Consider the following 25,568-nt stretch of genomic DNA (forward strand, 5'->3'; position numbering starts at 1 on the left):
CGTAACACACATGAGACCAGGCCAACAGGCGCAACGCAAAGCCGGCTGGATAGCATTGATTGCTTTCCTGCTGGCTACGCTCATGCCTTCGGTTGCCCTGGCGGTATCAAACGATACGGTTGCAAAGGCCGTGTGGATGCAGCTATGTACTGCGAATGGTCCCGTATCCATTCAGATTGACCCTTCCGCAGACGCGGATCCCGACCTGGACAGCACCACCGTCAAGTCCGGCCACTGCGTATTGTGCTTTTATCCGGCTTGCCCGCCTCGGGCAGGCATCAGCGCCAGCGTCCATTTCAAGGGTCGCGATTTTGGCGCACCTCCTCTCTTTTATCGTGCCCCCCGGCTGTTTGCCTGGGCCGTTTCCCTGGCGCGAGCCCCTCCGCGCATAGCCTGAGCTTTTCTGACTTTACGCTGCCTGCGCGCCAAAGCCGGAGGCAGTGACGAAAAATCTGGAATCAGGCAACGTCGTTGCTGGTTCAGGGGAAACCACATGTACACAAAATATCAAGCCAGGCCTGCGGGTCTGGGCGCTGCGTCCCGCCTGGCCGCCGTATCGCTGTGGCTGGTGCTTTTTGCATTGCCGGTGGGGGCGCAGACCGATGTATCGACCCTTTCTGCCGTGACCGTGTCGGGATCACAGGCAGGTGCTGTCCTGACGAGGCCTGTTTCAACAGGCTCAAACCTGGATCTGACACCCATGCAGACTCCTGCAAGTCTGGAGATCATTAGCCGGGATCAACTGGAAGAGCGGGGTGATCACAGCGTAGTTGAAGCCGTGACCAGGTCGGGCGGCATCAGTGCCATGGGCCATCCGGGCAATGGCGGCAGCTCGTTGTCAGCGCGTGGCTTTACCGACACCACCTCGGTGATGAGGCTGTACGACGGAATGCGTCAGTACGGCGGCGTGGGCCTGACCTTTCCTTTCGATACCTGGTCCATCGAACAGATAGAGATTTTGCGAGGCCCGGCTTCGGTGATATACGGTGAAGGGGCCATAGGGGCCGTCGTCAACGTGGTTCCTAAGAAACCCGGGCGCGGACCGGTGGAAAATGAGCTGGAAGTCACCTTGGGCACCGACGATACCGCCCGGCTGGGACTGGGCAGCGGTGGCGCCTTGAGTGAACGCTGGTCCTATCGCGTAGACCTGAGCAGCATGCGCACGGATGGCTGGGTGGACCACGGCGAATCGCGTGATGCAAGCTTTTCGGGGGCGTTGCAGTGGGATGCGACCGAGGACCTGAGCTTGCGTTTAAGCCACGCCTACGGCTATCAACAGCCCATGAAATACTTCGGCACACCTCTGATCGAAGGCGTGCAGCAGGAAGGCCTGCGTGAGAGAAACTATAACGTTTCCGACAGCGAGATCCGCTACCGGGATCAATGGACCGATCTGTATGTCTTATGGACACCCAGCGATACGGCCACTGTGCGGGCCCGGCTTTATCACATAGACAGCCAGCGTGATTACCGCAATGCCGAGCGTTATATTTACAACCCGGGCAGTGGCCTGGTAGACCGCTCTGACAACACCGAGATACATCATGACCAGAAGCAGACTGGACTGACTGCAGATGCGGCCTTTGAGGGCAAACTGTTTGGCATGGATAACAGAGTATCGCTGGGGTTCGATACAAGTGTCAGCAGCTTCAGGCATAGCAACAACACATACACGGGCTCGTCGCCATCGGTTGATCCTTACCAGCCGGTGCCGGGCTATTTTCATAGCGATGAACCCACTATTCCACGCTATCGCAACAAGGCCAGCCAATACGCGCTTTTTATCGAAGATCGCCTGGCCCTGACGCCGGCATGGTCGGTGCTGGCGGGATTGCGTTACGACCATACGAAGCTCAGTCGACAGGATCTGTTGACGGACAGCACAGCCTTTGAGCGCCGCTATGCCGAATTCGGCTGGCGGATCGGTACTGTCTATGATCTGACGCCTGACCTGGCCGTGTATGCGCAGTATTCAGTGGCCGCCGACCCTGTGGGAGGCATGTTGTTGTTAAGTCCGGCCAACAGCGAATTTGAGATGTCCCGGGGCAAGCAGCTGGAGGTGGGGCTGAAACAGACTTTCTGGGAAGGTAGCGGTGAATGGACGCTGGCCGCCTATCAGATCAGGAAAACCAATATGCTGAGCCGTGACCCGGGCAATCCGGCGTTGCGTGTGCAGGTTGGCGAGCAGTCTTCGCGTGGCCTGGAGGCTACGCTGGCCGTCTCGCCGGCGCGAGGCTGGCGGCTGGAAGCCAATGCCACCATCTTGCGGGCCAGGTTTGATGATTTTCAGGAAGCGGTGGGAGGTGCGGCGGTCTCGCGCGAGGGCAATGTGCCGCCGAATGTGGCGCAGCGCCTTGCTAATATCTGGATCAGCTGGAACTTCCGGCCTGGCTGGACGGCCATGGCCGGTATGCGCTACGTAGGCAAGCGGTTTGCCGACAATGCCAATAGCCTGGAGTTGCCCTCGTATACGACAACAGATCTGGCCCTGCGTTGGGATGTCGGTAAAGACACAACCCTTACCGCGCGTGGCTACAATGTATTCGACAAAGCGTACGTCACCACGGCCTACTACACGCCCACACAATGGCTGTATGGGCCTGGTCGTCGGCTTGAGCTAACACTGAACCATAGATTCTGAACCAGGGAGGAAGACTCATGTCTGTTGGAGCACGTGCCCGGCGCCTGACCTACCTGGTGCATCGTTGGACCGGCATGGGCGGATGCCTGCTCATGGTCTTGTGGTTTGTGAGCGGGGTCGTCATGCTGTATGTAGGCTATCCCAAGCTCACGCCTTGGGAGCGCCTTGGAGCGCTGCCCGCGCTGAGCGCCACGCAATGCTGCCTGCCGCTGGATGCGGCACTGGCAAGCAGTGGTGTTCACCTTCCGGCGCAGTCGATGACGCTGACCTCGATACGAGGGCAGCCTCACTTCCTGATCCGCGACCACAATGGCGCGTACCGTGCGATCAATGCCCGGACGGCCAAACTGGCCGGCGAGGTGGACGCAGCGGCGGCGCAGGATGCGGCTGTGGCTTTCATGCCGGCGGGCACGGCCAGTTACGATGGCCTGGTGAATGAGGATCGCTGGACGCACTCCGGCAGCCTCAATGCGCACAGGCCCTTGCACGTGGTGCGGATGCAAGGCGAACAGCCTGCAACGCTGTATATATCATCGACCACCGGCCAGGTTGTGATGGATGCGCCACTGTCGCAGCAGCGCTGGAACTATGTCGGGGCGTGGCTGCACTGGCTGTATATGTTCCGCTTTCAATCGACAGATCCGGTATGGAGCTGGCTGGTCATTGTCTTGTCCGCTGTCGCAACAGTCAGCGCCATCACGGGGCTATGTGTGGGGTTATGGCGCTGGCGTTTCAGCGGACGCTACAAGAGCGGCTCCAGAACACCGTATCGGGCACCATGGATGTGGGCCCACCACATTACCGGCCTGCTTTTTGCAGGATTTGTCTTCACCTGGATATTCAGCGGCCTGATGTCCATGAATCCGCTGGGTGTTTTCAGCGCCAGGGGAGAGCCGCCCATCATGATCCTTTACCATGGCGGTGCTCCCGGCGTGAGCGGGCAGCTGGGCGATGCCCAAGGCGTCGTCGCACGCTTGCATGAGCAGGGCTTTGCCGTGGTTGAGATGGAGTGGCGCAGGCTGAAAGGGCGGCCATATATCCTGGCGCGCAACGGTCTGGGTGAATCACGCCTGGTTCTGGATGACGGTGAAGGCGGCCTGCAGATACGTGAGCGCTGGGCGGAAGCTGATGTCTTGCGGGCGGCTGCGCAGCTATTCCCGTATCAGATATCGGGCAGCCAGCTATTGACGCAATACGACAATTACTACTACGGACGCCAGCCCGAGGCCATGAATGGCTCGACAGAGCGCCGCTTGCCTGCCCTGCGTGTGGATTTTGACGACCCGGGCCAGACCAGGGCTTATATAGACCTGCATACGGGTGACGTAGCCGCAACCCTTGATGGCAGAGAGCGGGCCGGGCGCTGGCTGTTCAATTTTCTGCACAGCTGGGATACCCCTGGAATGCTGTCGGCCGCGGTCTGGCGCGATATTGTCCTGATACTGCTGAGTCTGGGCGGCCTGCTGGTGTCGGTGTCCGGCGTGGTGATTGCCTGGAACCGGCTGCGCCTGTGGCTGAAAGTGCTTAGGTGAAGATGGCTGCGCCGCCTGGTGTTCTTTGTTATTGTTGAGCACCTCACTACATGGATTGCAGCCGGAGATTTCGCAAAGATGGATACAAGACCCAGCACGGACGACTCAGCAGACCAGACATTCCAGGCGGTCAGGCATGCCATCACGTCAAGAAAAAGCACCCGTGCCTTTCTGCCCCGGCCCGTTGATCCGGCATTGATAGACGAGCTGCTGCAGATCGCAGGCATGGCACCCAGCGGCAGCAATATCCAGCCGTGGCAGGTGCATGTGATTACGGGCAAGGCGCGTGACCGCCTGTCTGCCGATCTGCTGGCTGCCCATCAGGAAAATGCCCCCGAAGAGCGTGAGTATCAATACTATCCAGTGAAGTGGCGCAGCCCTTATATCGAGCGGCGCCGGGCTACCGGCTGGGGCCTGTACGGCCTGCTGAATATCGTCAAGGGCGACCATGAGGCAATGGCCCGTCAGCACGGCCGCAACTACGAATTCTTCGATGCGCCTGTCGTCATGATATTCACGATGGACAACGACATGGAGACCGGCAGCTGGCTGGACTACGGCATGTTCCTGCAAAACATCATGGTGGCGGCGCGCGGATGCGGGCTGCACACCTGCCCCCAGGCGGCATTGGTGAGCTATCCGCGCATAGTCAGAAAGCATCTGAACATCCAGGACGACAAGATTCTTGTGTGCGGCCTGTCACTGGGTTACGAGGACACAACGAATATCGTCAATCAGTTCCAGCCTTCCCGCATGAGCCTGGACGAGTTCGTGACCTATCACCGCGATTAAGGAACTCGCCTTTATCCGCCAAGAATATCGGTCGCTCGATGACTGGGCGGTACACCTTGAACCAGAAACACCGTGCCGCTGCTGTTGTTGGTTCTCAGGGGCTTGATTTCGCGATATGCGGCTGATTCATACCACTGTGATGCCAGCTCCAGGGTTGGAAACTCAAGCATGACCAGATCTCCGTCAGGCTCGCCCTCCACGTACTGGTATGGTCCGCCATGGACGATATAACGTCCTTCGTACGGCTTGAGCGTCGGGTCGATACGTTCAAGGTAACTGCGGATATCGTCGTTCACGTCTGTTTCCTTAAGGATGGCTACGACATAGGCTGGCATATATGACTCCCGAAAAGAAGGATGTAAAGTGGCGCCCGGCGTGCTGCCGCGAAGGCGTGATGCCATTGTCGCGTATATTTGGCCCGACGGTTCAGGAACGGCCAGACGGCCGGCGTTGAGCGTCAGTGACGGGCGCATGGCGCGCCATCAACTCAATAACCCAGTCGATGAACACGCGTAGCTTCGTGCTTACATGCCGATTCGGTGGGAATGCAAGGTACATGGGCATGGGCGCCAGCTGCCAGTCCCGGAATAGCGGGATCAGTTCGCCGCGTTCGACAGGTGTGCCGGCCATATAGGTGGGCATCCACACTATGCCAAGCCCTGCCAGGCCCGCGGCAAGGTAGGCATTGCCGTCGTCGACGGCAAGGGAGTAGCGGCCCTGCAATGTCACGCTCTCTGCATTGCGCGAAAGGACGCACGGCAGAACACGGCGGTTGCGGGTCCATACGAAACCCACGATGCGATGATGGGCGTCTTCAAGATCCTGAGGGCGAGAAGGCATGCCGGCAGCCGCCAGATAGGAAGGCGCCGCGTATACACCCATCTGCAGATCGCCGACATGGCGCGCCACCAGAGACAGGTTAGCGACATTGCCGCCACGTATTACGCAATCCACATTCTCGTCTATAAGATCGACCACCCGATCGCTAACCCCCAAGTGCAGCTGGATGCCCGGATATTTTTCCTGAAATGCATGCAGGGCCGGTACAAGAATCAAGCTGGCGAATGGGCTGGGCACGTCCACGCGCAATGTGCCGCGCGTAATTGCCGAAGCACTGGAAAGGCTGGTTTCGGCGTCGTCCATGTCCGCCAGCAGCCGCAGGACTCTTTCGTAATAGGCAGCGCCGTCCGCCGTGACTTTCACCTTGCGGGTGGTGCGGTTGAGCAGCTTGACCTGCAAGCGCGCCTCCAGCTGCTGTATCAGCTGTGTCACGCTGGTTCTGCTCATGTGCAGCGTTTCGGCGGCTTTGGTGAAGCTTCCGGTTTCCACCACGCGGGCAAATGCCTGCATTGCGTCGAAACGATCCATGGTGACTCCCGTCTGTTTGATTGTTTGGGTTTTGCAAATAGTGCTGGGTGCGATTGCCAGTTTATCGCCTGGATGCGGGACGTTAAAGTTTCAGGCACGACAACTCAGGCCGATTCTGGCCAATATCCAAGGAGAAACTCCCATGACGGTACGCGACGCCATTTTCCCGGCTGATCGAAGTGAACTTTACAACCTGCACGGTTATTCGGCAGCCATCAGATCGGGTGATCTGCTGTTTGTCTCAGGCCAGGTCGGCAGCCGCAGCAACGGGTCGCCGGAGCCGGACTTCGAGGCGCAGGTCCGCCTGGCATTTGCCAATCTCAGGGCGACACTGCAAGCGGGTGGTTGCGGGCTGGATGATATCGTCGATGTGACGACCTTTCACACCGATCCCGAGAATCAGTTCGCTACGATCATGAGCGTGAAAAGTGAAATCTTTCCGAAGGCGCCTTATCCGAACTGGACGGCGCTGGGCGTGACCTGGCTTGCCGGTTTCGACTTCGAGGTCAAGGTCATTGCCCGGATCCCGGCCTGATTTCATCCAGTATTTCCTGAGTGTGCTCACCCAGCTCAGGCGCGTGCTTGTAGATGCTGACCGGTGTCTCGCTGAACCGGACACTCGGTCGGAATTGCCGGATGTGGCCAACGGTCGGGTGTTCGCCCTCCTGGAAGAAATCGACGGCTTTCAGGTGAGGATGTTCGGGCAGTTCTTCCAGCGCGTACAGGCGGGTAACCGGAATGTCGAGCTCGCTGCAAATGGCGATCCATTCATCGGTTGTTTTCAAGGGTGTTATTTCGGCGATCATCGCGTAGATTTCTTGAATTCTGGCGTTTCGTTTATGTCTGTCGGCAATGTCGAATTGCTTGATGAGTTCACCTTTGCCCACCGCATTGAAGAAAGCATTCCAGTGTTTTTCCGTATACGGCAGAACTCCGACCCAGCCGTCGCGGGTGCGATAGGGGCGGCGGCCGCCATTGACGATACGCTTGTAGCCTGCAGGCTCGTTCGAGTCTGGAAAGGCCAGCCCAGCCATGTGCTCGGACAGCACAAATGAAGTCATGGTTTCGAGCATGGGTACTTCGATGTACTGACCTTGACCGGATTGCTGGCGGTGGAACAGGGCGGCAAGAATGGCATTGGACACATAGAGCCCGACTGTCTTGTCGGCAATCAGGTTGGGCGAGTATTCCGGTATTTCCTTGCCCAACGAGCTGACGCCGACGAATCCGCAAGAGGCCTGGATAATGTCGTCGAATGCAGGTTTGTCCTTGAAGGGGCCGTCCTGGCCGAATCCTGTCGCTGCGCAATAGACGATGGACGGGTTCAAGGCTTTGACGGCATCGTATCCGAAGCTCAGTCTTTCGATGGCCTTGATGCGCATGTTGTGAACGACCACGTCGGCGGATTTGATCAACGCCGCCAGAGCCTCTTTGTCTTCTTCCTGTTTCAGATCCAGCACCATGGATCGTTTGTTCCGGTTGAGCGACAGATATATCGAACCCATGCCCTTTTTACGTGAGACACCGTTGGAGCGGATAATGTCTCCGGCCGGGCCTTCGACCTTGATCACGTCTGCGCCGAAGTCGGCAAGCAGCTGTGTGGCCAGAGGGCCCAGTACAACGGATGTAAGGTCGACGACACGAACTCCCGAGAGAGGGCCAGGATGTGGATTGCCAGATTTCTGTTGGCGGTTGGGCTCGGTAGTCATGATGTGTGTAATTCAATTCCAGGAAGGGTGGACGGGTTTGCGCCTGAGCATTCTACGGGTCTTTACAGCCCTATTATGATTCATAAATACGAATGTTTTAAATAATTTATTCATGTATGTGAATATTGGATTTCCTATTTCCTGATGTATTCCTATCATCGCTGTCAAATACACGGAGCAGCAGATGAGCGAACTCATTAGATTCTCGATGGCCGACGAGCCGGCAAACCTGAGGGCTTTGCGCCAGGAAGTAAGAGGTTTCATAAAAGACCAGATGGCGTGCGGCGCCATGGTGCCCAGTCCGTACGGATGGGCGGAGCCCAATGCAGCCTTCAGCCGTGCGCTTGGCCAGAAAAAATGGATAGGCATGACCTGGCCAAGCGTCTATGGCGGGCATGAGCGCAGCGCAATCGAACGTTTCGTGGTGACGGAAGAGCTGCTCGCTGCCGGGGCGCCGATCAGGGCGCACTGGGTCGCTGACCGCCAGAGTGGTCCTTTGCTGCTCAAGTTTGGTACCGAGGCACAGAAGCAGGCCTTCCTGCCGCGCATCGCCCGCGGAGAGTGTTTTTTTTGCATAGGCATGAGCGAGCCCGATTCGGGTTCCGACCTGGCTTCCATTCGTACGAAAGCCGAGAAGGTTGAGGGAGGCTGGAAAGTAACAGGCACCAAGATATGGACCAGCAATGCCCATCGCGTCGACATGATGATTCTGTTTGTGCGGACCGGGCCACGCGGCGAGTCCAGGCGTGAGGGGGTAAGCCAGTTTCTGGTGGACCTGACCCTGCCAGGCATCACCATAAGGCCCATCATCAACCTGGCGGGGGAACATGATTTCAATGAAGTCATTTTCGAAGAGGCGTTCATTCCCGACGACATGGTGATCGGCACCATCGAAAACGGCTGGAAGCAGGTGACCAATGAACTGGTCTACGAGCGCAGTGGCCCGGATCGCTGGACGAGTACCTTTCACGTTCTGGATGCCATGCGTTCGCTGGTCCGTCGACATCCTTCCGCGACACGTCAGGCAGAGGTGGCAAGGCTTACCGCCCGCTTATGGACGCTGCATCAAATGTCCACATCGGTGGCCGGGATGCTTGAGAACGGCGAAGTGCCCAATACCGAGGCCGCGTTGGTCAAGGATCTGGGCACCACGTTCGAGCAGGATATCCCCGAGGTGGCCAGAAAGATATTTCCCGAAGAGTTGCGTGAAACCGATGAAGATTTCGCCCAGTTCAATGAAGCCTTGCGCTACTGCACGCTGTACGCGCCCGGCTACACATTAAGGGGTGGAACCAAAGAAATTCTTCGCGGAATCATAGCCAAAAGCCTGGGGTTGAAATGAACGAAATCGATCAAATGCTGAATGACAGCGCCATCCGGTTCTTCACCGATCTTTGTACCCGTGATGTGCTCGACGAAGTCGAGCGCGGTGTATGGCTACAGGAGCCCTGGCAGGATATGCAGGCCATGGGTTTGACCTCGGCCGCGGTCATGGACACGGATGACATTGATGGCAACCTTGGCCTGAAATCGCTGGGACTGCTTGCCAGGCAAGCTGGGCGGTTCAATCTGCCGCTACCCCTGGTGGAAACATTCATGGCGCATCGGGCGCTCAGGACTGCAGGCATCCCGGTGGACGAGGACATGCCCATCGGCATGAGTACTTTGTGCAGCACCAGCACGCTGACTGCACAGCAGGACGGTGACGGATACATAGTGGATGGCAAGGCTGGGCGGGTGGCATGGGGACGACATTGCCCCTGGATACTTGCGACCGGCAGCAAGGAAGGCAAGCTGTTCCTCGCCTTGTTGCCGGCGGCAACTCGTGTGCAGCCAGGCGTAAACCTGGCGGGTGAGCCACGGGACACCTTGCATTACGAGAATGTAAGGATAGATGGAGCGCATCTGCGCGTTCTGGAAACAGACGAACTGCTTGATCAAATCATTTGCGAGGGCGCACTGTTCCGCTGCATGCAGCTGACCGGAGCCATGCAGCGTGCGCTCGAGATGACGATAGAGTACGCACGTGAACGCGAACAGTTCGGTCGTCCGATTGCCAAGTTTCAAGCCATACAGCACCAGATTGCCGAGCAGGCAGCCCAGACCGCCAGTGCTACCGCTGCGGCTGATGCGGCGGCCCATGCGAGCCGTGTCGGCCCTGCGCGACTGGAAATCGCGATGGCAAAAATCCGTTGCAGTGAAGCGGCCACCGTTGTCTACCGGGTTGCCCACCAGGTTCACGGCGCCATGGGTTTCACACACGAACACAACCTTCATTTGACGACACGCCGCCTGATGTCTTGGCGTGATGAGTTCGGCTCGGATGACTACTGGGCGCAGTGGCTGGGCGCAACCTTGTCAGGCATGGAAGAAGGTTCGATATGGCCTTTTATTACTGATCCGGCCGAGGCGCTGAACCAGGGAGCAGCATGATGACCGACCAGCTTCGTTTTGAAATCAACGACCACATCGCGACCATTACACTCAATCGCCCCGAGAAGCTCAATGCTTTCACGACCGGGATGCTGCATGCCTGGGCCGACGCTTTGCGGGAATGCCAGCGCAACGAGGACGTACGTGTCGTCGTGCTGACCGGAGCAGGGCGAGCCTTCTGCTCCGGTGGCGATGTGGGGGGTATGGGTGAGCGCAAGCAGGTCGAGACACCCATCATGCGCAAGGCCTCGCTGGCGGATCGTGTTCATCAGATACCCCTGATTCTGGAATCCCTTGGCAAGCCACTGATTGTTGCAGTCAATGGCGTTGCCGCCGGCGCGGGCCTTGATATGGCGCTGATGGGCGATATACGTATCGCGGCAGAGAGTGCACGTATGGCCGAGACCTATGTACGTATCGGCATTATGGCCGGCGATGGCGGTGCCTGGTATCTGCCTCGCATCATAGGCATACCCAAAGCGCTGGAACTGCTGTGGACGGGCCGTTGGGTAGAGGCACAGGAGGCGGAACGCATAGGTCTGGTGAATAAGGTGGTTCCTGATGATCGTCTGATGGAAGAGACCTATGCCATGGCCAGACGCATCGCCAATGGTCCACCACTCGCTATCCAGATGATGAAAAAGAGCGTTTATCAAGGGATGGCAATGAGCTTGCCCACGCATCTCGAGCAGGTGTCATCCCACATGGCAGTACTTTTTTCAACCGAAGATCACCAAGAGGCGCTGAGCGCATTCAAAGAGAAGAGAGATCCGGTCTTCAAGGGCAGGTAAGAATAGACACCGCCCAAACTTCAAGGAGATACAGCGTAATGAAGTTCTTCAAATATCTGGCCGTCACGGCGGCGGCCACGCTGGCATTTGCCGGCACTGCATCGGCAGACAGCTATCCGGATCGTCCGATCAGGATGATCGTGCCGTTCTCGGCCGGCGGGCCAACCGACAACATGGCCAGGATTGTGGCGGAGTACATGGGCAAGCAGCTTGACCAGACCATTATCGTTCTGAACAAGCCGGGTGCCGACAATCTGATTGCCGCTCGTGAGTTGATCAAAAGCCCCGCCGATGGCTATACCGTGATGTTCACGACCAATGGTTTGCTGAGTGTCGCCCCGGCCATCCACAAGGATTTCCCCGTCAAGCCGCTGGAGCAGTTCTCGTATATCGGCGGGGTAACGACGTATCCCTACGTCTTTGTGTCGAGCATGGAAGACAAGCGTGAGCAGTTCTCCGGCTTTCTGGAAGATACCCGCAAGGATCCGGGCAGTGTTTCTTACGCTGTGGTTGGCAACGTGAGTGCGGTGGCCGGTGGCTTGCTGACCGACTCGCTGAATGTCCAGATGCTGCCGGTCCGGTACAAGGGGAATTCGGAAACCGTGCCCGATATCATTTCCAAACGTGTTGCGCTCGGTATGTTTGCGCCGTCCTTCACGCTGACGCTCATCAATGACAAGAAGTTGCGCCCGCTGTTTGTGACCGGTGAGAATCGCCTGAAATCGCTGCCCGACCTTCCCCTGGCCTCTGAAGTTGACCCGGCGCTGAAAGAGTTTTCTGCAAGTGCCGTGGTCTGGACAGCCGTTGTTGCTCCCAAGGGGTTGCCGGATGATATACGTGCCAAACTTGAGTCTGCACTGAAGAGCGTAGTCGATGACGAAAGTTTTGTCGCCAAGGTTGAGGACCTGGGTGACCAGGTCGCCTGGAAAACCAGTGCCGATACACGAAAGCGTGTCGAGCAGGATGGCCAGACCTGGACGCGTGTCGTACAAAGCACTGAACTGGCATTATGATGCGAGGGGTATGCGCCGTACCGGGCTACTTGTACGATGTACGGTGCTCACCCTTCGCCCACGTCAGCTCCTTGTTTAAATGACCTCTTTCGAACCATCATCCACTGGTGTGGTCAAGTCGGCAGATCGCGTACTGGCCATACTGGAGCTGTTTGCACTGCGCCAGCAGCCGCTGAATCTGACGCAGATATCGTCTGAACTCGGCTATCCGATGTCCAGTGTGCTGGCGTTGATGAAAAGCCTGTGCGCCAAGGGCTATGTCGTACTGAATCCGGAGCAGAAAACCTATAGCCTGACCATACGGGTTCCGATGCTGGGTACCTGGGTTATGGGCGATTTGTTCCAGAACGGTGCGGTGATTGCGCTGATGGACCAGATCCAGAAAGACACGGGCGAAACAGTTATCCTTGGCGCGCAAAATGGCTTGCATGCCCAGTATCTGCATACAGTGCAATCCCAGAAGCTTTTGCGTTATTACCTCAAGCCCGGCCTGCTTCGTCCCATGACCCGGAGCGCCATAGGCAAAGCGCTTCTGATGCATCACGACGACGAAGCACTCACGGCATTTGCAGCCTCGGCCAATGCAGCGTCCTCTCTGGAAAAAAGCTATGTTGATGCTGCGGCACTGATTCACGAAGTTGGCCAGCTTCGCAAACAGGGCTACGCATACACTGAGGGGCTCACGGAAGGCATATGCGCCATCGGCCTGCCCTTGAGGCTGACGCACGGGGATTGCGCTGTGGCGGTTGCCGGGCCCGTCTTCAGGCTCAGGCGCAAGCGGGAAAAAGTCGTTTCTATCGTTCGACAACTGTCGGGCATATACCTGAATCAGTATCTCGGTCAGGGGGCGTTGTAGTAGTGTTCGGGACAGGCGCGCACATGTTCAATCCGTGCGCCCCGTCACTCAACCCAGCATCGCGTGAGGCAGAAATGTAACGAGTGATGGAAAGGCTATCGCCATGAGCGCTACGAAAAGATAGACACCTACAAATATTGCCATATAGCCGATACAGCGTCCAGGAGTCACTCCAGCCAGACCGCAGGTGACATTCAACAGGATTCCCACGGGCGGTGTGGCGCCTCCGATCTGCATCAGGATGGCCAGTATCACTCCAAAAAATATCGGGTCGAAGCCATATCCTACGGCCAGCGTATGCAGCAGCGGACCGAAGATGGTCGCAATAGCCAACACCTCCATCACGGTTCCCAGTACCAGAACAAAGACGATGACAATGGACAGATACATATAGGGAGTGGTGGCGAATGATTTGATCCATTCTCCGAGTGCTTCCGGCACATTCTGCCAGGCAAGCAGCCACCCGAATATGGCTGCAAACGCAATGATAGCCATGACCATCACGGTGACACCGGCTGAGGCAATGATGATTTGTGGCAAGTCGCGGATTCTGAAACCGCGATAATAGAAGCGTCCAATGAAAAATGCATAGACGACAGCTATTGAACCGGCTTCGGTGGCGGTAAAGATGCCTCCGGCAATACCGCCGATGATGATCAAAGGCATTGCCAGAGCAGGTAACGCCTGTATGGTTGCTGCCTTGATGGCTGCCCGGCCTGCAAAACGTTCGCGCACGATCCCAGGCTGGTATTTGGGAGATGTCAGCACGTGAACAGCAACCATCAATCCCAGGGCGATAAGGTAGCCTGGTATGAGTGCACCCAGGAATAGAGCGCCTATCGAGACATTGACGATAGAGCCATACAGAATCAACAAAATACTGGGTGGCACGATAGGGGCGAGGCAGCCGGCGCTTGCTTGCAGTGAAGCCACAAAAGTCCGCTTATAGCCCTTATCTACCATTGCCGGTATGAGAACAGACCCGATTGCGGTTGTGTCCGCGACGGCAGAACCGGACACGTTCGCAAAGATCAGACTCGAAAACACGCCGGTCTGACCCAATCCTCCGCGCAAATGGCCAATGAGCGACTGCGCAAAACCAATCAGACGTTTAGTCAGGCCACCATGGTTCATCAACTCGCCCGCGAGTACGAATAGCGGGATCGCCAGAAGCGAAAAACTATCTGCGGCATTGGCTGCTCGTTGTGCAAAGATCAGAAGGGGTACGTCGCTTAACATCAGCATGGTGAGTACCGACAGCCCGATTGAAAATGCAATTGGTATGCCTATCGTCAGAAAAACGAATAGCAACAACAGCATGATGACTGCTTCCATGTCGATCCCCTTCAGGCCTGGTCTTGACCGGACAATCTGCGCTTGATGCGCGAGATATATTCGATCAGCATGAGTACCGCACCGATCGGTATGGCCGCGTATACCCAGGACTTGGATATGCCCAGGCCTGGTGTAATCTGAGTCTGTGCCATCTCCATCAGGAGTACGCCCCCGTAAAGCAGGCCTCCAAATAGCACCATCCCGGACAAGTCAATCAAATTCAACATCCATACGCGGAGTTTCCCCTGATATTTGCTCAAGAGCTGTTCTACACAAACGTGCTGGCCGCGCACCAGAGAGCTGACCATGCCGATATAGACCAGCCAGACCAATGCGTAGCGGGCAACTTCATCCGCCCAAGGCAGCGAATATTCGAGTACGTAACGGCTGACCACTCCAAGAAAGGTAGCCAGCACAATCGCCACAAAACAAATAATGACGACCACCTCGCTGATCAGCGGATACAAGCGCTTTTGCATGAGGAAACTCCACTATGGTGAGATTATTTATTCAGTGTCTGACGAACCTTGACGACATAGTCATAAATTCCGCGTTCTTTCGCGTAGTCATCAACCATAGGGCCAAATAGGGCGTTCAGTTCCTTTTGATCCAGTTCGACAACTTTCACGCCGTGTTTTTCCTGAAGAATCTTGCGAGCGGCGAGTTCGGCATCCAGGCCGGTCATGGGCCTGAACCAGATCCCGGCCTCGCGTGCCGCATCCAGAAAGATCTGGCGATCTTTTTCGGGTAGCTTCTGGAAGAATTTCTCGCTCGCTTCCCAGACGGCAGATTGGTACATGTGGCGGGTTACTACAGCTGTGTTTTCTACTTCGTAGAACTTCATGGCCAGCATGCCCGGATCTTCCTGTTCGTGGCCGTCAACCACGCCTGTTTGAACTGCGGTGTAGATTTCGTTGAAGCCCATAGGTGCAGCATTGAAGCCCATGGTTGTCAGGACCTTGAGGTACAAGGGGGAGTTCGGTGAGCGCAGCTTGATGCCCTTGAGATCCGCAACAGACTTTACGTCCTTGTCATTAAGAAAGACGTTGCGATGCGCCTGGTCGACAAACCAGAGGATACGTACGCCGGTCTTGTCCAGGACTTTCTGGGCGAGATCTTCACCGATGGGGCCATTCATGACCTTGTGTACCTCGTCAAAGTTCGAGAGCAACCCAGGCAGGCCAATGATCTCGGTTTCCTTGACGTAGTTGGGCAAAATCGCGGAGTAGCCAAACATCATGTCAAGCATCCCGGCCTGCATTTGTTCGAACATCTCGGTTTCGCTGCCCAAGGTACTGTTGTAGTAAACCTTGAACTTGTATGCGTTATTGGTTTTTTCGCGGACTATCTCCTCAAACTTATGTATGTAAGGGTTCATGTAGAACTCTTCGGACTGAATGCTGCCTACGCGTACTGTTGTTTCTGCCTGCAGCACTGTTGGTCCAAAAGAGAACGCAAGTGATGCAGCACATATGGTCAGTAATTTTTTCATGGTTCATCTCCTTTGGTTGGTTGTGATCGCGAACTTGGTTTCTCGGTATTAATAATTTGACTGATGAGCATCCAGGACTGCAGCTGCCAGGCGCTCCTGATCCAGTGGGTATGTAAAAGCTTTGATATAAGGGGCGCGTTCCCAAGTGATTTTCGCGATCAATTGAGCAGCCGCGGCGGGATCACCTTGCAAGCCAAGATCTGTCAGGGTCTTTGGTAATCCGATACGGCCATAAAAAGACAGCAGATCGTTCATAAAAGACGAAGATCTGCCTTCCAGCAATAGTTGCACCAGCAAACCAAACGCGACTTGTTCGCCATGCAGTGCGGAAGCGGGTCCGGGAATCGCTGACAAGCCACGTGTCAAGGAGTGCGCAATGGATAAGCCTGCGTTCTCGAACGCCAGACCGGACAGCAGGATAGTTGCTTCAACAGTGCGCTCGAAATCATCATTGACCTGCCTACGCCTGACGGCCTCCAGGCCCCGTTCGGCATGTTCGCGCACTGTGTCGTAGCACAACCCTGAGACGGATTGTGCCAGGAGCGTTGCCTGGCCATCATAAAAATTATCTTTCCCGCTGGCGATGCATTGAGCCGCTTCGAACTTCTTGCTGAGTGCGTCGCCAACGCCGGAGATGTAGAAGCGTTCCGGAGCCTTGACCAGAATGTCGGTATCCACGAGAACCAGATCCGGATTGGTCGGCATGCGCAGGACTTCATCCACGGCATGGTCCGGCGTATACAGCACGACCAGACGGCTGGTGGGGGAGTCATTCGAAGCAATGCTGGGCACAATGAATAGGGGCAGCTTGCACTGAATCCGCACACCTTTTGCGCTGTCTATCGTTTTGCCGCCGCCGACCCCCACGATGAGGTCTGCTCCGCACTGGGCCGCCATCCGAGCCAGACGCTCAACTTCGGCTCGAGTGCATTCACCCGAGAAGTCCACGCAGTGTGCGGTATCGGCCAGTTTCCCAAGGCCTTGCATGACTTGGGGTAGCAAGAGGTCTTGAATAGACTCGTCGATGATAATCAAGGGTTGTCGGGCGCCCAGCGAAGCAGCGAGCTCACCGAGCTGGACAATTGCTCCTGGTCCCTGGACATAGCGGTGTGGGGCGCCGAAGGTTCTCAGCATGGCGACTACTCCTTATTCAGGGCGGATAAGCGATGATTGACATCAAATAGCGCCTTGGCCGCGTCACGGTAAATCGCATGTAGTTCGCGGTAATGCTGGTGCTGCTGCGCATTGGGCTCGTGGCGTGCGGCGATGGAAACTGTGTGCTCGGCGGCTGTAGGCAGATCGGGGAAAGCTCCTGCACCAACGGCGGCGACCAGAGCTGTGCCGAATGAAGCATCTGTAATCCGTGGCATGACAACGGTAATGCCGAGCACGTCAGCCACAATCTGGCGCCAGATGGCGCTGCGGGAGCCGCCGCCGATAATACGTGCCTCTGCCATGCCCTTGCCTTGTTCTTCAAGTGCCAGAAGTACGTCGTACAACGAAAAGGCAACACCTTCATACAGCGCACGTACAAAATGGCGACGGTCGTGAGCAAAGGTGATACCCAGAAAATCACCGCGCAACAAAGGGTCCCAGTATGGTGTTCGTTCACCTTGCAGATAGGGATGGAACAGTAATCCTTTCGCCCCAGGCGCTACGCTGCCGGCCGCTTTATCCATGGATGCAAAGGCCTGTGCGCCGGCGACCCCGTTTTCGGCAAAAAATGTATCGCGCAGCCAGCGATGTGCCGAGGCGCATGAGTTAGTTGCGCCTATCAGATACCAGTGATCGGGCACGCAAAATGGATAATTGATAACCGATGTGCTTTGTCCTGGTTCGGGGCTGACCATGGTGATTGTTGCTGCGGTTGCGAGCTTTACCGCTCCTGTACCCACAGCGACTGCTCCGGCGCCGTATGTCTCTATGGAAGTGTCGGAACTTCCACACACTACCGGGGTTGCAACAGGCAGGCCGGTTTCCCGAGCCGCGTCAGCCGTCACGCCGCCAATCACGTCGGTCACGTCAACAATAGGGGGCAAAACCGATGGATCGAGGCCGATCATTTCGCAGAGACGACCCGACCACTCCTTGCGGCGAGCGTCGTACAACATCGTGCCGGCCGCTTCCGTGTGATCAGTCTCCCATGTGCCGGTCAATTGGGCACGTAACCAATCCTTGGCGACATACAAGCGTTTGGTCCTGGTGAGCGATTCGGGTTCATGGCGTGCCAGCCAAAGTAATTGTGGTTGCGTCCATGTGGCGGCAGGAACATTACAGGCTATATCGAATATCTCGGTGCCGTGGTTGTCCTTCAGTTCGGCAGCCTCGACACGGCTACGCGTATCGCTCCATAAGATTGCCGGCCTTACGACTTGCCCGCCGGCATCGACCAGAACCGGTGTGTGGGCACCCGCGCTAAGGGATACCGCAGCAATATGTTCGGGGCGGATGCCTGACTCCGCCAGCGCTTGTCTTATGGTTTTGCACAAGGCTCGCCACCAGTCTTGCGGGTCCTGCTCACTCCATCCCGGGTGCGGATTGTGCGTTACCAATTCCTCGCTGGCCGACCCCGCAACGGTTCCGGCCAGATCGATAATCATTGCTGTAAGGCTACCGGCACCAACGTCAATGCCGACAAAGTATTGTTGAGTCATGGTTACCTGTATCGGTTGAAAACTATCCCCAGTAATAATCGCGGCGCCCACCGTCCATACAAATCAGTTCGCCGTTAATAAAGCCGGCGTGTGTTGAAGCGAGGAATGTTGTAAGTGCGGCAACCTCTTCGGGCAGACATAAACGACCTGCAGGATTCTGTTTTTTCAAGCGATCCATCATGTCGGCAGAGAATTGCGATATTAGCTCGGTTGCTACATAACCTGGCGCAATTGCGTTGACCGTGAGGCCGAACTTGGCGACTTCCTTGGCCATCGTTTGTGTCAGGCCAACGATACCGGCCTTGGCCGCTGAATAGTGGGCAACACCCGGACGACCGCCACCTGTGAAATTCATGGAGGAAGTATTGATGATTCGTCCGTAGCCATTCTTGCGCATAGGATCGACAGCGGCACGTGACCACACAAAGGTGCTGTCCAGGTGGATATGCAGCATCCGTTGCCAGTCGCTCAGTGGCATGTGTTCCACCTCGCTTGCGGGCTTGACGCCGATGCCTGCATTGTTGATCAGAATGTCCAGACGGCCGTGTTTCTCAAGAGTGAAAGACACTGTCTGGTTGACCACTTCGGGGTCCGTCGCGTCGCCAGTCTGGCTTGTGGCGTTGATACCTTGCGCCGACAGAACTTCGACGGCATGCATTGCCGCTGTGCTGTCCTGATCGTTGATAACGATCGAGACCCCTTCAAGACCGAGGGCGCGGGCATGTGCCAGCCCAATGCCTCGCCCTGCACCGGTTATGATTGCTACGCGTCCTGCAAGTCCTAGATCCATTGTTTCGCACCCATAATGTTCGTCTCCGGATTCTGGAACTCAAAACACATTAAATCGATATGCTTGAGTTCAGGCCCAGCTTTCCGGGGCATAGAATGCCTGCTGGATCCAGTCCTGATTTCACACCTTGCAGCAAGCTCATGCCTGCTGATCCAAACTGTGCTGCCATGTGTGGTGCCAGGCGCATGCCTACGCCGTGGTGGTCGTTGATGACACCGCCGGCAGCCAGCGTGGCGCGTACTGCGGCTGCCACGATCTGATCATGCAGGGCAACGGCTTCATCGAGGTTGTCGGGGCCGCGAGGGACGCCAACCCTCGCGTAGATCATCGCCCCCCATTCATACCAGTGTGACAGGTGCGTTTTTAATGTCAGGCCCCATTTGGGATCGATCGATTTTGCGAGGGCCTGGGTCACTCCGTCGTATAGCCCTTGAATGGAGCGGAAGTCGGATACGGCGTCCATGGTCATCCAGATCTGTGGCAGTTCCGGCGAATGAGGTGGGCGCGACATATCGTAGCGGTTGTCCCACCATAATTGCCCCATTTGCGCATCCAGCAATTTTCCGCCGTGTGAAATGCAAATCTGTTCGCAAGTGCTGCTTTCGAGGTCGACGAGTGCTGCGTGTTGACCCTCGACCATCACTACCATCGCGACGCCTTCAAGGCTGGATCTCACGATTTTTGACAGGCTCAGGGCCGTAGCCTTGGCGTCGTATAGACGGATCACGGCCGGACGAAGGCCTGTGGTCATGATCTCTTGTCCCGCAGCAATTCCGGCAGCGAGCGAGGGGAACTGAATCGCACTGAAACGACGTGCTTTAGGCTGACGCTGTACCTTCACACGTGCCGCAGTAACGATCCCCAGCACACCCTCACTACCCACGAAAAGCTGACTTAGTTCAGGACCCACCCCATGGCGAGGGACTGCAGGCAGCTGAACCACCTGGCCATCGGGCAGCACGACTTCCACGGATAATACGTGATCCTGAATGTTGCCGTAGCGTGTGGATAGTACTCCCGATCCACGCGCTGCAATGGCCCCCCCGATGGAGGCCCACTCAGCAGAGGCAGGATCGTGCGTGAAGGTTAATCCGCACTTGCCAAGTTCTGCGTCGAATGCCATGACGTTCATTCCGCATTCAACTGTACAGGTGAGGGACTGTTCATCGACTTCCCGGATGCGGTTCAGGCCGGTGAGATCCAGCAGGAGCCCACCCAGATTTGCGTTGGCAGCGCCCTGCACACCAGACCCTCCACCCAATGGGGTCACGGCCAGCTTGGTGCTGGACGCGAACTGCATGATCTTGGCAACCTGTTCCACAGTTGTAGGTGCTGCAGCCAGTTCGGGTTGATTCAGGGGACGCCCATGGTGTGCATGGACGATAGTGAGCCAACTCTTATCGCCTGGATAGCGTTGTTGTGCCTGTTGGCCACTCCAGACTCGATCTGCGCCCACAATGCGAACGAGTTCCGACGTGATGGAGGCAAGGGTTTCTGGGGAAAATGTCTGACTACGACGATACGCATCATGAACCTGGCTAACCACTCTTTTCTCCTTGAATTCCGTCTGGTCTTTAGACTCGTTCCATTGTATGGATGGTTCGAATCGAATAAAAGTTGAATATACTGACCATTTAATTCATAAATTCTGAACATGCGTGAGCTCAATCTTGATCATCTCAGAACATTGGTGGCCATCGTTGAACATGGGTCCTTTGTTGCGGCTGCGCGGGTGTTGCATCTGGCTCCTCCAACGGTCAGTCTTCATATCAACGAGCTCGAAGAGCGACTTGGGGCACAGCTATTGCTGCGCAAGCGCAAGAAAGCGGAGCCGACCGGAGTAGGGGCGGCTCTGATTGAACGAGCCCAGCGGCTCTTGAATCAGACTGATGCGATGCTCGACGATATTCAGCTATATGCCGAAGGCAAAACCGGACGTGTACGCGTCAGCGCCGCCACGCCTGTTATTGCTTATCTGTTGCCGGCAGCGCTTGAGCGGCTGTCACAGAAACACCCAGGCATTGAGGTAGAGCTGGCTGTGCTTAATTCGACTGCAGCCATGGACAAGCTGGCCAAGGGCATGCTGGACATCGCTGCGGTGGCTTTGCCGCAGGGCCAAATGGCAGAGGTGCTAGTGCGTCCCTGGAGGAAAGATCCGGTCGTAGCACTCATCCCCGCGCATTGGGATCATCCGGAAAAGGCGACAGCCAGCTGGCTGGCAACCAAGCCACTTATTCTGAATGACGACAGCACTCAGCTGGCCAGAATTACAAATGAATGGTTTGCCGCGGCTGGCTTGCGGCCCCAGGCCAATATCAGGGTCAATTACAACGACTCGGCAAAAAGCCTAGTGGGTGCGGGCTACGGTGCAACCCTGCTGTCGTATGAAACGCTATATCCTCAAATCGACAAACGGATCAAGACTCTTCAACTGGATCCGCCGTTATGGCGTCCCATGGGGATTGCACACCGCAGCGGCCCGCTGGAAATCGCAGTGAAGCATGTGCTTGAGGAGCTGAGGCGTATATGAGCCAAGGCGCGCGCCTTGGAGATTGTGTACTTTGTATGCCCGTCTTTGGTAGATCGCCCTGATATTCAAATCAGTCGGCTTGCTGATAAGGGCTCAGACGAAAAAAAAGCACCTACATGAAGTAGATGCTTTTGAACTCTTTGGCGGAGCGGACGGGACTCGAACCCGCAACCCCCGGCGTGACAGGCCGGTTATCGAAGTCAATGTTCATGCGGGTTTCCAGCCAAATCATATTCCCAAAAACGTTAAAAACAGGTCGATTTCATGCGGTTTTGCGAACTTTTATTCCAAAGTCTTTGGCTCGAAACTCTAGGGCCCAACACTAGGCAGGTTCAAGTACACGCATCTCAATGTGCAGTCCAGCGGCAGCGGTCATATTCACCAGTGCATCAAGACCAAAAACATTGATTTTTCCACGCATCAGGTCAGAGACGCGGGGCTGAGTTACGCCAAACAGCTTGGCGGCTTCGGCCTGGCTCATCTTGACGTGAATAATGTGCTGCTTCAGCGCTGTCATGAGGACTGAACGAAGTTTCATGTTTTCAGCTTCTTCCGTGGTGTCCTCAATGGCATCCCAGACGCTGGTAAATCGTTGCTTGCTCATTTGCTTAGCTCCTGCAATAGGTCCCGATAACGTTTCGAGGCCAGGTCTATATCCGCTTTACTGGTTTTCTCCGTCTTTTTCTGAAAGCAGTGAATCACATAGACGGCATCGGCGAACTTGGCGATGTAGATGACCCTGAAAGCGCCGTCACTATCGCGAACGCGGATTTCTCTGACGCCTTGGCCCACTGCTTTCATAGGCTTCCAGTCGTCCGGGTCCCAACCGTTTTGCACCTGATCGATCTGGTAACCCGCTTCGCGCTTGGCAGAGGGCGGGAAGGCGCGAAGATCATCAAGTGAGGTTCCGAGGAACTCGACAGGCTTGGATGGTGACATGCGCAATTTATATAATATTTTGTATGTTTTGACAAGCCCAATGTTGCTGTTTTATCAGCATATGGATAAACGACGCTGACCGGCAGTTATCGACCCATTGCAGCCGTTCACCTTTGAGGCAAGCAGTCGCTCAGCTGTTAGAGTTGACCGACACGCAGCGCGATGCCGCTGCGTGACCGAGTCGAACCATCTGCTAGAGAGTTCTCCCACCTTGACCACTGCTTATCGGATCTGCATCTATGTAGATGCAACCATCCTTGTCACAAACTCTCGGAAACCCATTGGCAAATCCGAGCGAGAGGCGAGCGAGCGGTGGGTAATGACAGTGGAAGAAAACTTTATATTCAAACGAGTCGTGAAAACTTCGCCAGAAGGATTCCGGGCCTCATCGGCAAGCCTTTCCACCCAAGTGACAAGAAACTGGAATAGGAACTTCCCCCGGTGGCGCGATTGCGGATCGAGTTGCTCGAAATCACTTCGTAAGGTTTCAACTGCTTCCTCCGGCAACTGAGATTCGACCGCAAGTTCCTTGTCAAGGACTTCTGGACCAACGTTTGCCTCGATTCGCCCTACATGAATGCGAGCAAACCTACGTACTTCTGGCGTGACGGAGGGCAAACGCACTCCCAAGCGCCTACAACAATAGATTCGAAAATTAGCGCTGGTGAGTGCAACTACCAAATCACGTAAAGTACGATGGTACGCTTGCTTTGCTGCATCGAATTCAGCAGAGCCTTCCTCAAGTCGAAACTCATCCCGCAACACACTTGCGACAACATGCTCATCAACAAGATAGCTCTCAACGGAGTAGCGATCCGTGCAGAAGATATCTGGTCCCGACTCCTGCCCCAACAGTTCGTCGAAGTCCCGATCCACCGCAAAGAATACGCCGGGACGAAGTTCGGTTTCGTCTCTGGCTAGCAACGTTCGAAGGCCCAGTAATTGCTCCTTGCCGTTGCCCGAGAGCATTCTTATCATGCAAATATCAGCGACTCGGTTGACCCAAGTTTCGTAGGGACCAATATCGTCGACACCCTCCACAATCAGAATCGGGGGCTCCTGAAACCGCGAGCGTAGCTGGCTCAGCCTCAGCTTCAATACGGTAGGAGACTTACGCGCCTCACGTGCCCTCTCCAATAACTGGGCGGTCATTTACGGCTTACCTCCCTGCCTACGAATCTGCATAGGTCCTGCATACTTGTCCAAGTCGTTGTCAAATATAAAGGGAGAGTGAGTAATCGCGAGAAGCTGGGCGCAACCGGGCGAAGTGATAACGTCAGGGAGTAGCCGCTTCTGCCAGTCAAGAGACAGAGAAAGCTCGGGCTCATCTATCAGCACGATTTTCTGTCCAGACTCCAAGTACAGATGCGAAAACAACGAGATTACCTGTTTTTCACCGGACGACAGCGCCTCGAGGTCAATTTCATCGCCGTTGAAGACGTTCCTGACTACCACTTTCATGAGGTTCGAATCGTACGTCAGCGTCTTCTCATCGCTGGACAGGCTCAAGTAGACATTCACCTGTTCAACAAACTTCTCCACATTGGTTTCGAGCTGCTTGGTACGGTCCACTACGGCCTTGAGCTTGGAGAGAAAGTATCTCAGTATCAACTGATCAGGTTGATGGATTTCACCTGTTTCATAGAGGTGTTTGAGTGATTCGAGCCGATTGGTTTTCGATTGGTCCGACTCTACTCTGGAGAAAAACAGGCGAAGTGCATCGATGTCGGGGAGAGTTTCAAACTGATGGCTATTCGGGTTGATCTTGCCCCCGAGTGCATCGTCAATGATCGCGGCACTGATTGTTCGATACTGGCTGTTCGAATATCTCTGGATGTCGGCTAGGATTTCAGCAAGTCGATCTTGGACATCGCGTAGACCGTATCTAATACGATCTGTATTCTCAGGCTCACGCTGTCGCCTTCCCGGGGTGGTTCGCCGTTGGGCCTTTGGAGCGGAAAGCTCTACACGTCGATACGTCGGAAGGTACAACAGTTGAAACTTGCTGATTAGTGAATTGAGTGTTGCAGTCGTTTCCGAGAGCGCCGTGGGCATCTCAGCTGCCGATTCTCGAATAGTCGAGAGTATTTCCGTGAAATCGTCTGCATCGTATGGAGATGAGTAGTAGATCTCGTTTAACAGGCGTACGTCGCCGAAAGACGAAATGTCTTCGGGGTCGAGTTGGAGGATGGCCTCCCGAATAGCTGCAGGAGAGCTCACGGTAAATCGGCTCAACTTATCGAGCTCAGCGTCAGTCGATCCCGCCATTTCAAAACCCAGCAGGTCCGTCTTGGCTACTTGTAGTGGTGAAGCATGACCTGAGATGTCGCACTCTATCTTGTCGAATCGGATCTTCGCCAGCCGATAGAAATCCCTCTTCAAAAACGCATACAGTGCAGCAAGAATCGTTGTCTTACCAGCACCGTTCTCAGCGATGATAACCCGTGCTGGCCCGGTGAATGCGATCTCGACGTCCTTGTATCCATGGAGGCCGGTTATTTGGAATCTCTTAATGATGGGTTCTGACATTTGGAATACCCTTGTTGTCATTCAGCTCTGCTGCGAACATATCTGAACTGGCAAGCTTTGTCACCTCGTGGTTATGGCCCTCGGGCTAAACGGATGTGGGTTGATAGCGACAAACCTTAAACGCAGATGGTCACTCTCTGAACGGCAAACGAATCGTTATACAA

The 25,568-nt window shown here is 55.8% G+C and carries 25 protein-coding genes and 1 tRNA gene; 11 read left to right on the forward strand and 15 right to left on the reverse strand.

Going from position 1 to position 25,568, the window contains the following annotated elements; genetic code table 11:
- Window positions 1-10: 10 nt before the first annotated feature.
- From LKR43_RS00670 to LKR43_RS00685, 4 genes are all read left to right on the forward strand, one after another.
- Window positions 11-397, forward strand: a complete 387-nt coding sequence (locus LKR43_RS00670; RefSeq protein WP_227681919.1) for a DUF2946 domain-containing protein — start codon at window positions 11-13, stop codon at window positions 395-397.
- Window positions 398-493: 96 nt separating this feature from the next.
- Window positions 494-2,641: a TonB-dependent siderophore receptor gene (locus tag LKR43_RS00675; RefSeq protein ID WP_227681920.1), complete on the forward strand. Its 2,148-nt coding sequence runs from the start codon at window positions 494-496 to the stop codon at window positions 2,639-2,641.
- 17 nt (window positions 2,642-2,658) lie between these two features.
- On the forward strand, window positions 2,659-4,173 hold the full coding sequence (locus tag LKR43_RS00680; RefSeq protein WP_227681921.1) for a PepSY domain-containing protein: 1,515 nt from the start codon (window positions 2,659-2,661) through the stop codon (window positions 4,171-4,173).
- Window positions 4,174-4,251: 78 nt separating this feature from the next.
- Window positions 4,252-4,965, forward strand: coding sequence for a nitroreductase (locus LKR43_RS00685; RefSeq protein WP_227681922.1), 714 nt, complete (start codon window positions 4,252-4,254; stop codon window positions 4,963-4,965).
- Window positions 4,966-4,976: 11 nt separating this feature from the next.
- On the opposite strand, the gene LKR43_RS00690 is transcribed toward LKR43_RS00685, so the two are convergent.
- Entirely contained in the window at window positions 4,977-5,300 is a 324-nt protein-coding gene (locus tag LKR43_RS00690) for a DUF1330 domain-containing protein (RefSeq protein WP_227681923.1), read from the reverse strand.
- A gap of 91 nt (window positions 5,301-5,391) precedes the next feature.
- Window positions 5,392-6,333 carry a LysR family transcriptional regulator gene (locus LKR43_RS00695; RefSeq protein ID WP_227681924.1) on the reverse strand — a complete coding sequence of 314 codons (942 nt, stop codon included), beginning with the start codon at window positions 6,331-6,333 and terminating at the stop codon, window positions 5,392-5,394.
- 142 nt (window positions 6,334-6,475) lie between these two features.
- Here LKR43_RS00695 and LKR43_RS00700 point away from each other — a divergent pair, with 142 nt between their 5' ends.
- Complete coding sequence (locus LKR43_RS00700; protein ID WP_227681925.1) at window positions 6,476-6,868, forward strand: RidA family protein; 393 nt, start codon at window positions 6,476-6,478, stop codon at window positions 6,866-6,868.
- On the opposite strand, the gene LKR43_RS00705 is transcribed toward LKR43_RS00700, so the two are convergent.
- Window positions 6,846-8,042 (reverse strand): CaiB/BaiF CoA-transferase family protein, encoded by a 1,197-nt coding sequence (locus LKR43_RS00705; RefSeq protein WP_227681926.1) that lies wholly within the window; start codon window positions 8,040-8,042, stop codon window positions 6,846-6,848. The genes LKR43_RS00700 and LKR43_RS00705 overlap by 23 nt on opposite strands.
- 184 nt (window positions 8,043-8,226) lie before the next feature.
- On the opposite strand from LKR43_RS00705, the gene LKR43_RS00710 reads away from it, so the two are divergent.
- From LKR43_RS00710 to LKR43_RS00730, 5 genes are all read left to right on the forward strand, one after another.
- The gene (locus tag LKR43_RS00710) at window positions 8,227-9,384 is read left to right on the forward strand and encodes an acyl-CoA dehydrogenase family protein (RefSeq protein WP_227681927.1); all 1,158 of its coding nucleotides are present in this window, start codon (window positions 8,227-8,229) and stop codon (window positions 9,382-9,384) included.
- Window positions 9,381-10,475, forward strand: a complete 1,095-nt coding sequence (locus tag LKR43_RS00715; RefSeq protein ID WP_227681928.1) for an acyl-CoA dehydrogenase family protein — start codon at window positions 9,381-9,383, stop codon at window positions 10,473-10,475. The genes LKR43_RS00710 and LKR43_RS00715 overlap by 4 nt, the downstream gene beginning before the upstream one ends.
- On the forward strand, window positions 10,475-11,266 hold the full coding sequence (locus LKR43_RS00720; RefSeq protein ID WP_227681929.1) for an enoyl-CoA hydratase/isomerase family protein: 792 nt from the start codon (window positions 10,475-10,477) through the stop codon (window positions 11,264-11,266). Before LKR43_RS00715 ends, LKR43_RS00720 begins: the two co-directional genes overlap by 1 nt.
- Before the next feature lie 38 nt (window positions 11,267-11,304).
- The gene (locus tag LKR43_RS00725) at window positions 11,305-12,279 is read left to right on the forward strand and encodes a tripartite tricarboxylate transporter substrate binding protein (protein ID WP_227681930.1); all 975 of its coding nucleotides are present in this window, start codon (window positions 11,305-11,307) and stop codon (window positions 12,277-12,279) included.
- Window positions 12,280-12,358: 79 nt separating this feature from the next.
- Complete coding sequence (locus LKR43_RS00730; protein WP_227681931.1) at window positions 12,359-13,135, forward strand: IclR family transcriptional regulator; 777 nt, start codon at window positions 12,359-12,361, stop codon at window positions 13,133-13,135.
- 48 nt (window positions 13,136-13,183) lie between these two features.
- On the opposite strand, the gene LKR43_RS00735 is transcribed toward LKR43_RS00730, so the two are convergent.
- Genes LKR43_RS00735 through LKR43_RS00765 form a run of 7 tightly spaced genes read right to left on the reverse strand, consistent with a single transcriptional unit; the run spans window position 13,184 to window position 20,952 of the window.
- Window positions 13,184-14,470, reverse strand: coding sequence for a TRAP transporter large permease (locus LKR43_RS00735; RefSeq protein ID WP_227681932.1), 1,287 nt, complete (start codon window positions 14,468-14,470; stop codon window positions 13,184-13,186).
- Between the two features lie 11 nt (window positions 14,471-14,481).
- Window positions 14,482-14,949 carry a TRAP transporter small permease gene (locus tag LKR43_RS00740; RefSeq protein ID WP_227681933.1) on the reverse strand — a complete coding sequence of 156 codons (468 nt, stop codon included), beginning with the start codon at window positions 14,947-14,949 and terminating at the stop codon, window positions 14,482-14,484.
- Between the two features lie 23 nt (window positions 14,950-14,972).
- On the reverse strand, window positions 14,973-15,962 hold the full coding sequence (locus LKR43_RS00745) for a TRAP transporter substrate-binding protein (RefSeq protein ID WP_227681934.1): 990 nt from the start codon (window positions 15,960-15,962) through the stop codon (window positions 14,973-14,975).
- 48 nt (window positions 15,963-16,010) lie between these two features.
- Window positions 16,011-17,096, reverse strand: coding sequence for a glycerol dehydrogenase (locus LKR43_RS00750; RefSeq protein ID WP_227681935.1), 1,086 nt, complete (start codon window positions 17,094-17,096; stop codon window positions 16,011-16,013).
- Between the two features lie 5 nt (window positions 17,097-17,101).
- Entirely contained in the window at window positions 17,102-18,616 is a 1,515-nt protein-coding gene (xylB, locus tag LKR43_RS00755) for a xylulokinase (RefSeq protein ID WP_227681936.1), read from the reverse strand.
- Between the two features lie 22 nt (window positions 18,617-18,638).
- On the reverse strand, window positions 18,639-19,406 hold the full coding sequence (locus LKR43_RS00760; RefSeq protein WP_227681937.1) for an SDR family NAD(P)-dependent oxidoreductase: 768 nt from the start codon (window positions 19,404-19,406) through the stop codon (window positions 18,639-18,641).
- A gap of 49 nt (window positions 19,407-19,455) precedes the next feature.
- The gene (locus LKR43_RS00765) at window positions 19,456-20,952 is read right to left on the reverse strand and encodes an FAD-binding oxidoreductase (RefSeq protein WP_227681938.1); all 1,497 of its coding nucleotides are present in this window, start codon (window positions 20,950-20,952) and stop codon (window positions 19,456-19,458) included.
- 108 nt (window positions 20,953-21,060) lie between these two features.
- Between LKR43_RS00765 and LKR43_RS00770 the strand changes: the two genes are divergently transcribed.
- On the forward strand, window positions 21,061-21,936 hold the full coding sequence (locus LKR43_RS00770; protein ID WP_227681939.1) for a LysR family transcriptional regulator: 876 nt from the start codon (window positions 21,061-21,063) through the stop codon (window positions 21,934-21,936).
- A 141-nt stretch (window positions 21,937-22,077) separates the two neighbouring features.
- Here the strand turns inward: LKR43_RS00770 and LKR43_RS00775 are convergent.
- The 5 genes from LKR43_RS00775 to LKR43_RS00795 all read right to left on the reverse strand — a co-directional run bounded on the left by LKR43_RS00775 (window position 22,078) and on the right by LKR43_RS00795 (window position 25,404).
- Window positions 22,078-22,173, reverse strand: a tRNA-Asp gene (locus LKR43_RS00775).
- An 85-nt stretch (window positions 22,174-22,258) separates the two neighbouring features.
- The gene (locus LKR43_RS00780; RefSeq protein ID WP_227681940.1) at window positions 22,259-22,540 is read right to left on the reverse strand and encodes a helix-turn-helix domain-containing protein; all 282 of its coding nucleotides are present in this window, start codon (window positions 22,538-22,540) and stop codon (window positions 22,259-22,261) included.
- Complete coding sequence (locus LKR43_RS00785; protein ID WP_227681941.1) at window positions 22,537-22,875, reverse strand: type II toxin-antitoxin system RelE/ParE family toxin; 339 nt, start codon at window positions 22,873-22,875, stop codon at window positions 22,537-22,539. The genes LKR43_RS00780 and LKR43_RS00785 overlap by 4 nt, the downstream gene beginning before the upstream one ends.
- A 237-nt stretch (window positions 22,876-23,112) precedes the next feature.
- Complete coding sequence (locus LKR43_RS00790) at window positions 23,113-24,027, reverse strand: DUF4435 domain-containing protein (RefSeq protein ID WP_227681942.1); 915 nt, start codon at window positions 24,025-24,027, stop codon at window positions 23,113-23,115.
- Window positions 24,028-25,404: an AAA family ATPase gene (locus tag LKR43_RS00795; protein ID WP_227681943.1), complete on the reverse strand. Its 1,377-nt coding sequence runs from the start codon at window positions 25,402-25,404 to the stop codon at window positions 24,028-24,030.
- Window positions 25,405-25,568: the final 164 nt, after the last annotated feature.

It is taken from the genome of Pusillimonas sp. MFBS29 (assembly GCF_020687695.1).
Taxonomy (GTDB): Bacteria; Pseudomonadota; Gammaproteobacteria; order Burkholderiales; family Burkholderiaceae_B; genus Pusillimonas_C.

What these genes read in the sequence shown, in the direction of transcription:
- LKR43_RS00780 (WP_227681940.1), bottom strand. Translation starts at nt 22,540, where the DNA reads ATGAGCAAGCAACGATTTACCAGCGTCTGGGATGCCATTGAGGACACC.
- LKR43_RS00675 (WP_227681920.1), top strand. Translation starts at nt 494, where the DNA reads ATGTACACAAAATATCAAGCCAGGCCTGCGGGTCTGGGCGCTGCGTCC.
- LKR43_RS00685 (WP_227681922.1), top strand. Translation starts at nt 4,252, where the DNA reads ATGGATACAAGACCCAGCACGGACGACTCAGCAGACCAGACATTCCAG.
- LKR43_RS00740 (WP_227681933.1), bottom strand. Translation starts at nt 14,949, where the DNA reads ATGCAAAAGCGCTTGTATCCGCTGATCAGCGAGGTGGTCGTCATTATT.
- LKR43_RS00745 (WP_227681934.1), bottom strand. Translation starts at nt 15,962, where the DNA reads ATGAAAAAATTACTGACCATATGTGCTGCATCACTTGCGTTCTCTTTT.
- LKR43_RS00750 (WP_227681935.1), bottom strand. Translation starts at nt 17,096, where the DNA reads ATGCTGAGAACCTTCGGCGCCCCACACCGCTATGTCCAGGGACCAGGA.
- LKR43_RS00770 (WP_227681939.1), top strand. Translation starts at nt 21,061, where the DNA reads ATGCGTGAGCTCAATCTTGATCATCTCAGAACATTGGTGGCCATCGTT.
- LKR43_RS00700 (WP_227681925.1), top strand. Translation starts at nt 6,476, where the DNA reads ATGACGGTACGCGACGCCATTTTCCCGGCTGATCGAAGTGAACTTTAC.
- LKR43_RS00790 (WP_227681942.1), bottom strand. Translation starts at nt 24,027, where the DNA reads ATGACCGCCCAGTTATTGGAGAGGGCACGTGAGGCGCGTAAGTCTCCT.
- LKR43_RS00720 (WP_227681929.1), top strand. Translation starts at nt 10,475, where the DNA reads ATGACCGACCAGCTTCGTTTTGAAATCAACGACCACATCGCGACCATT.
- LKR43_RS00760 (WP_227681937.1), bottom strand. Translation starts at nt 19,406, where the DNA reads ATGGATCTAGGACTTGCAGGACGCGTAGCAATCATAACCGGTGCAGGG.
- LKR43_RS00710 (WP_227681927.1), top strand. Translation starts at nt 8,227, where the DNA reads ATGAGCGAACTCATTAGATTCTCGATGGCCGACGAGCCGGCAAACCTG.
- LKR43_RS00690 (WP_227681923.1), bottom strand. Translation starts at nt 5,300, where the DNA reads ATGCCAGCCTATGTCGTAGCCATCCTTAAGGAAACAGACGTGAACGAC.
- LKR43_RS00795 (WP_227681943.1), bottom strand. Translation starts at nt 25,404, where the DNA reads ATGTCAGAACCCATCATTAAGAGATTCCAAATAACCGGCCTCCATGGA.
- xylB (WP_227681936.1), bottom strand. Translation starts at nt 18,616, where the DNA reads ATGACTCAACAATACTTTGTCGGCATTGACGTTGGTGCCGGTAGCCTT.
- LKR43_RS00730 (WP_227681931.1), top strand. Translation starts at nt 12,359, where the DNA reads ATGACCTCTTTCGAACCATCATCCACTGGTGTGGTCAAGTCGGCAGAT.
- LKR43_RS00670 (WP_227681919.1), top strand. Translation starts at nt 11, where the DNA reads ATGAGACCAGGCCAACAGGCGCAACGCAAAGCCGGCTGGATAGCATTG.
- LKR43_RS00680 (WP_227681921.1), top strand. Translation starts at nt 2,659, where the DNA reads ATGTCTGTTGGAGCACGTGCCCGGCGCCTGACCTACCTGGTGCATCGT.
- LKR43_RS00695 (WP_227681924.1), bottom strand. Translation starts at nt 6,333, where the DNA reads ATGGATCGTTTCGACGCAATGCAGGCATTTGCCCGCGTGGTGGAAACC.
- LKR43_RS00725 (WP_227681930.1), top strand. Translation starts at nt 11,305, where the DNA reads ATGAAGTTCTTCAAATATCTGGCCGTCACGGCGGCGGCCACGCTGGCA.
- LKR43_RS00715 (WP_227681928.1), top strand. Translation starts at nt 9,381, where the DNA reads ATGAACGAAATCGATCAAATGCTGAATGACAGCGCCATCCGGTTCTTC.
- LKR43_RS00705 (WP_227681926.1), bottom strand. Translation starts at nt 8,042, where the DNA reads ATGACTACCGAGCCCAACCGCCAACAGAAATCTGGCAATCCACATCCT.
- LKR43_RS00735 (WP_227681932.1), bottom strand. Translation starts at nt 14,470, where the DNA reads ATGGAAGCAGTCATCATGCTGTTGTTGCTATTCGTTTTTCTGACGATA.
- LKR43_RS00785 (WP_227681941.1), bottom strand. Translation starts at nt 22,875, where the DNA reads ATGTCACCATCCAAGCCTGTCGAGTTCCTCGGAACCTCACTTGATGAT.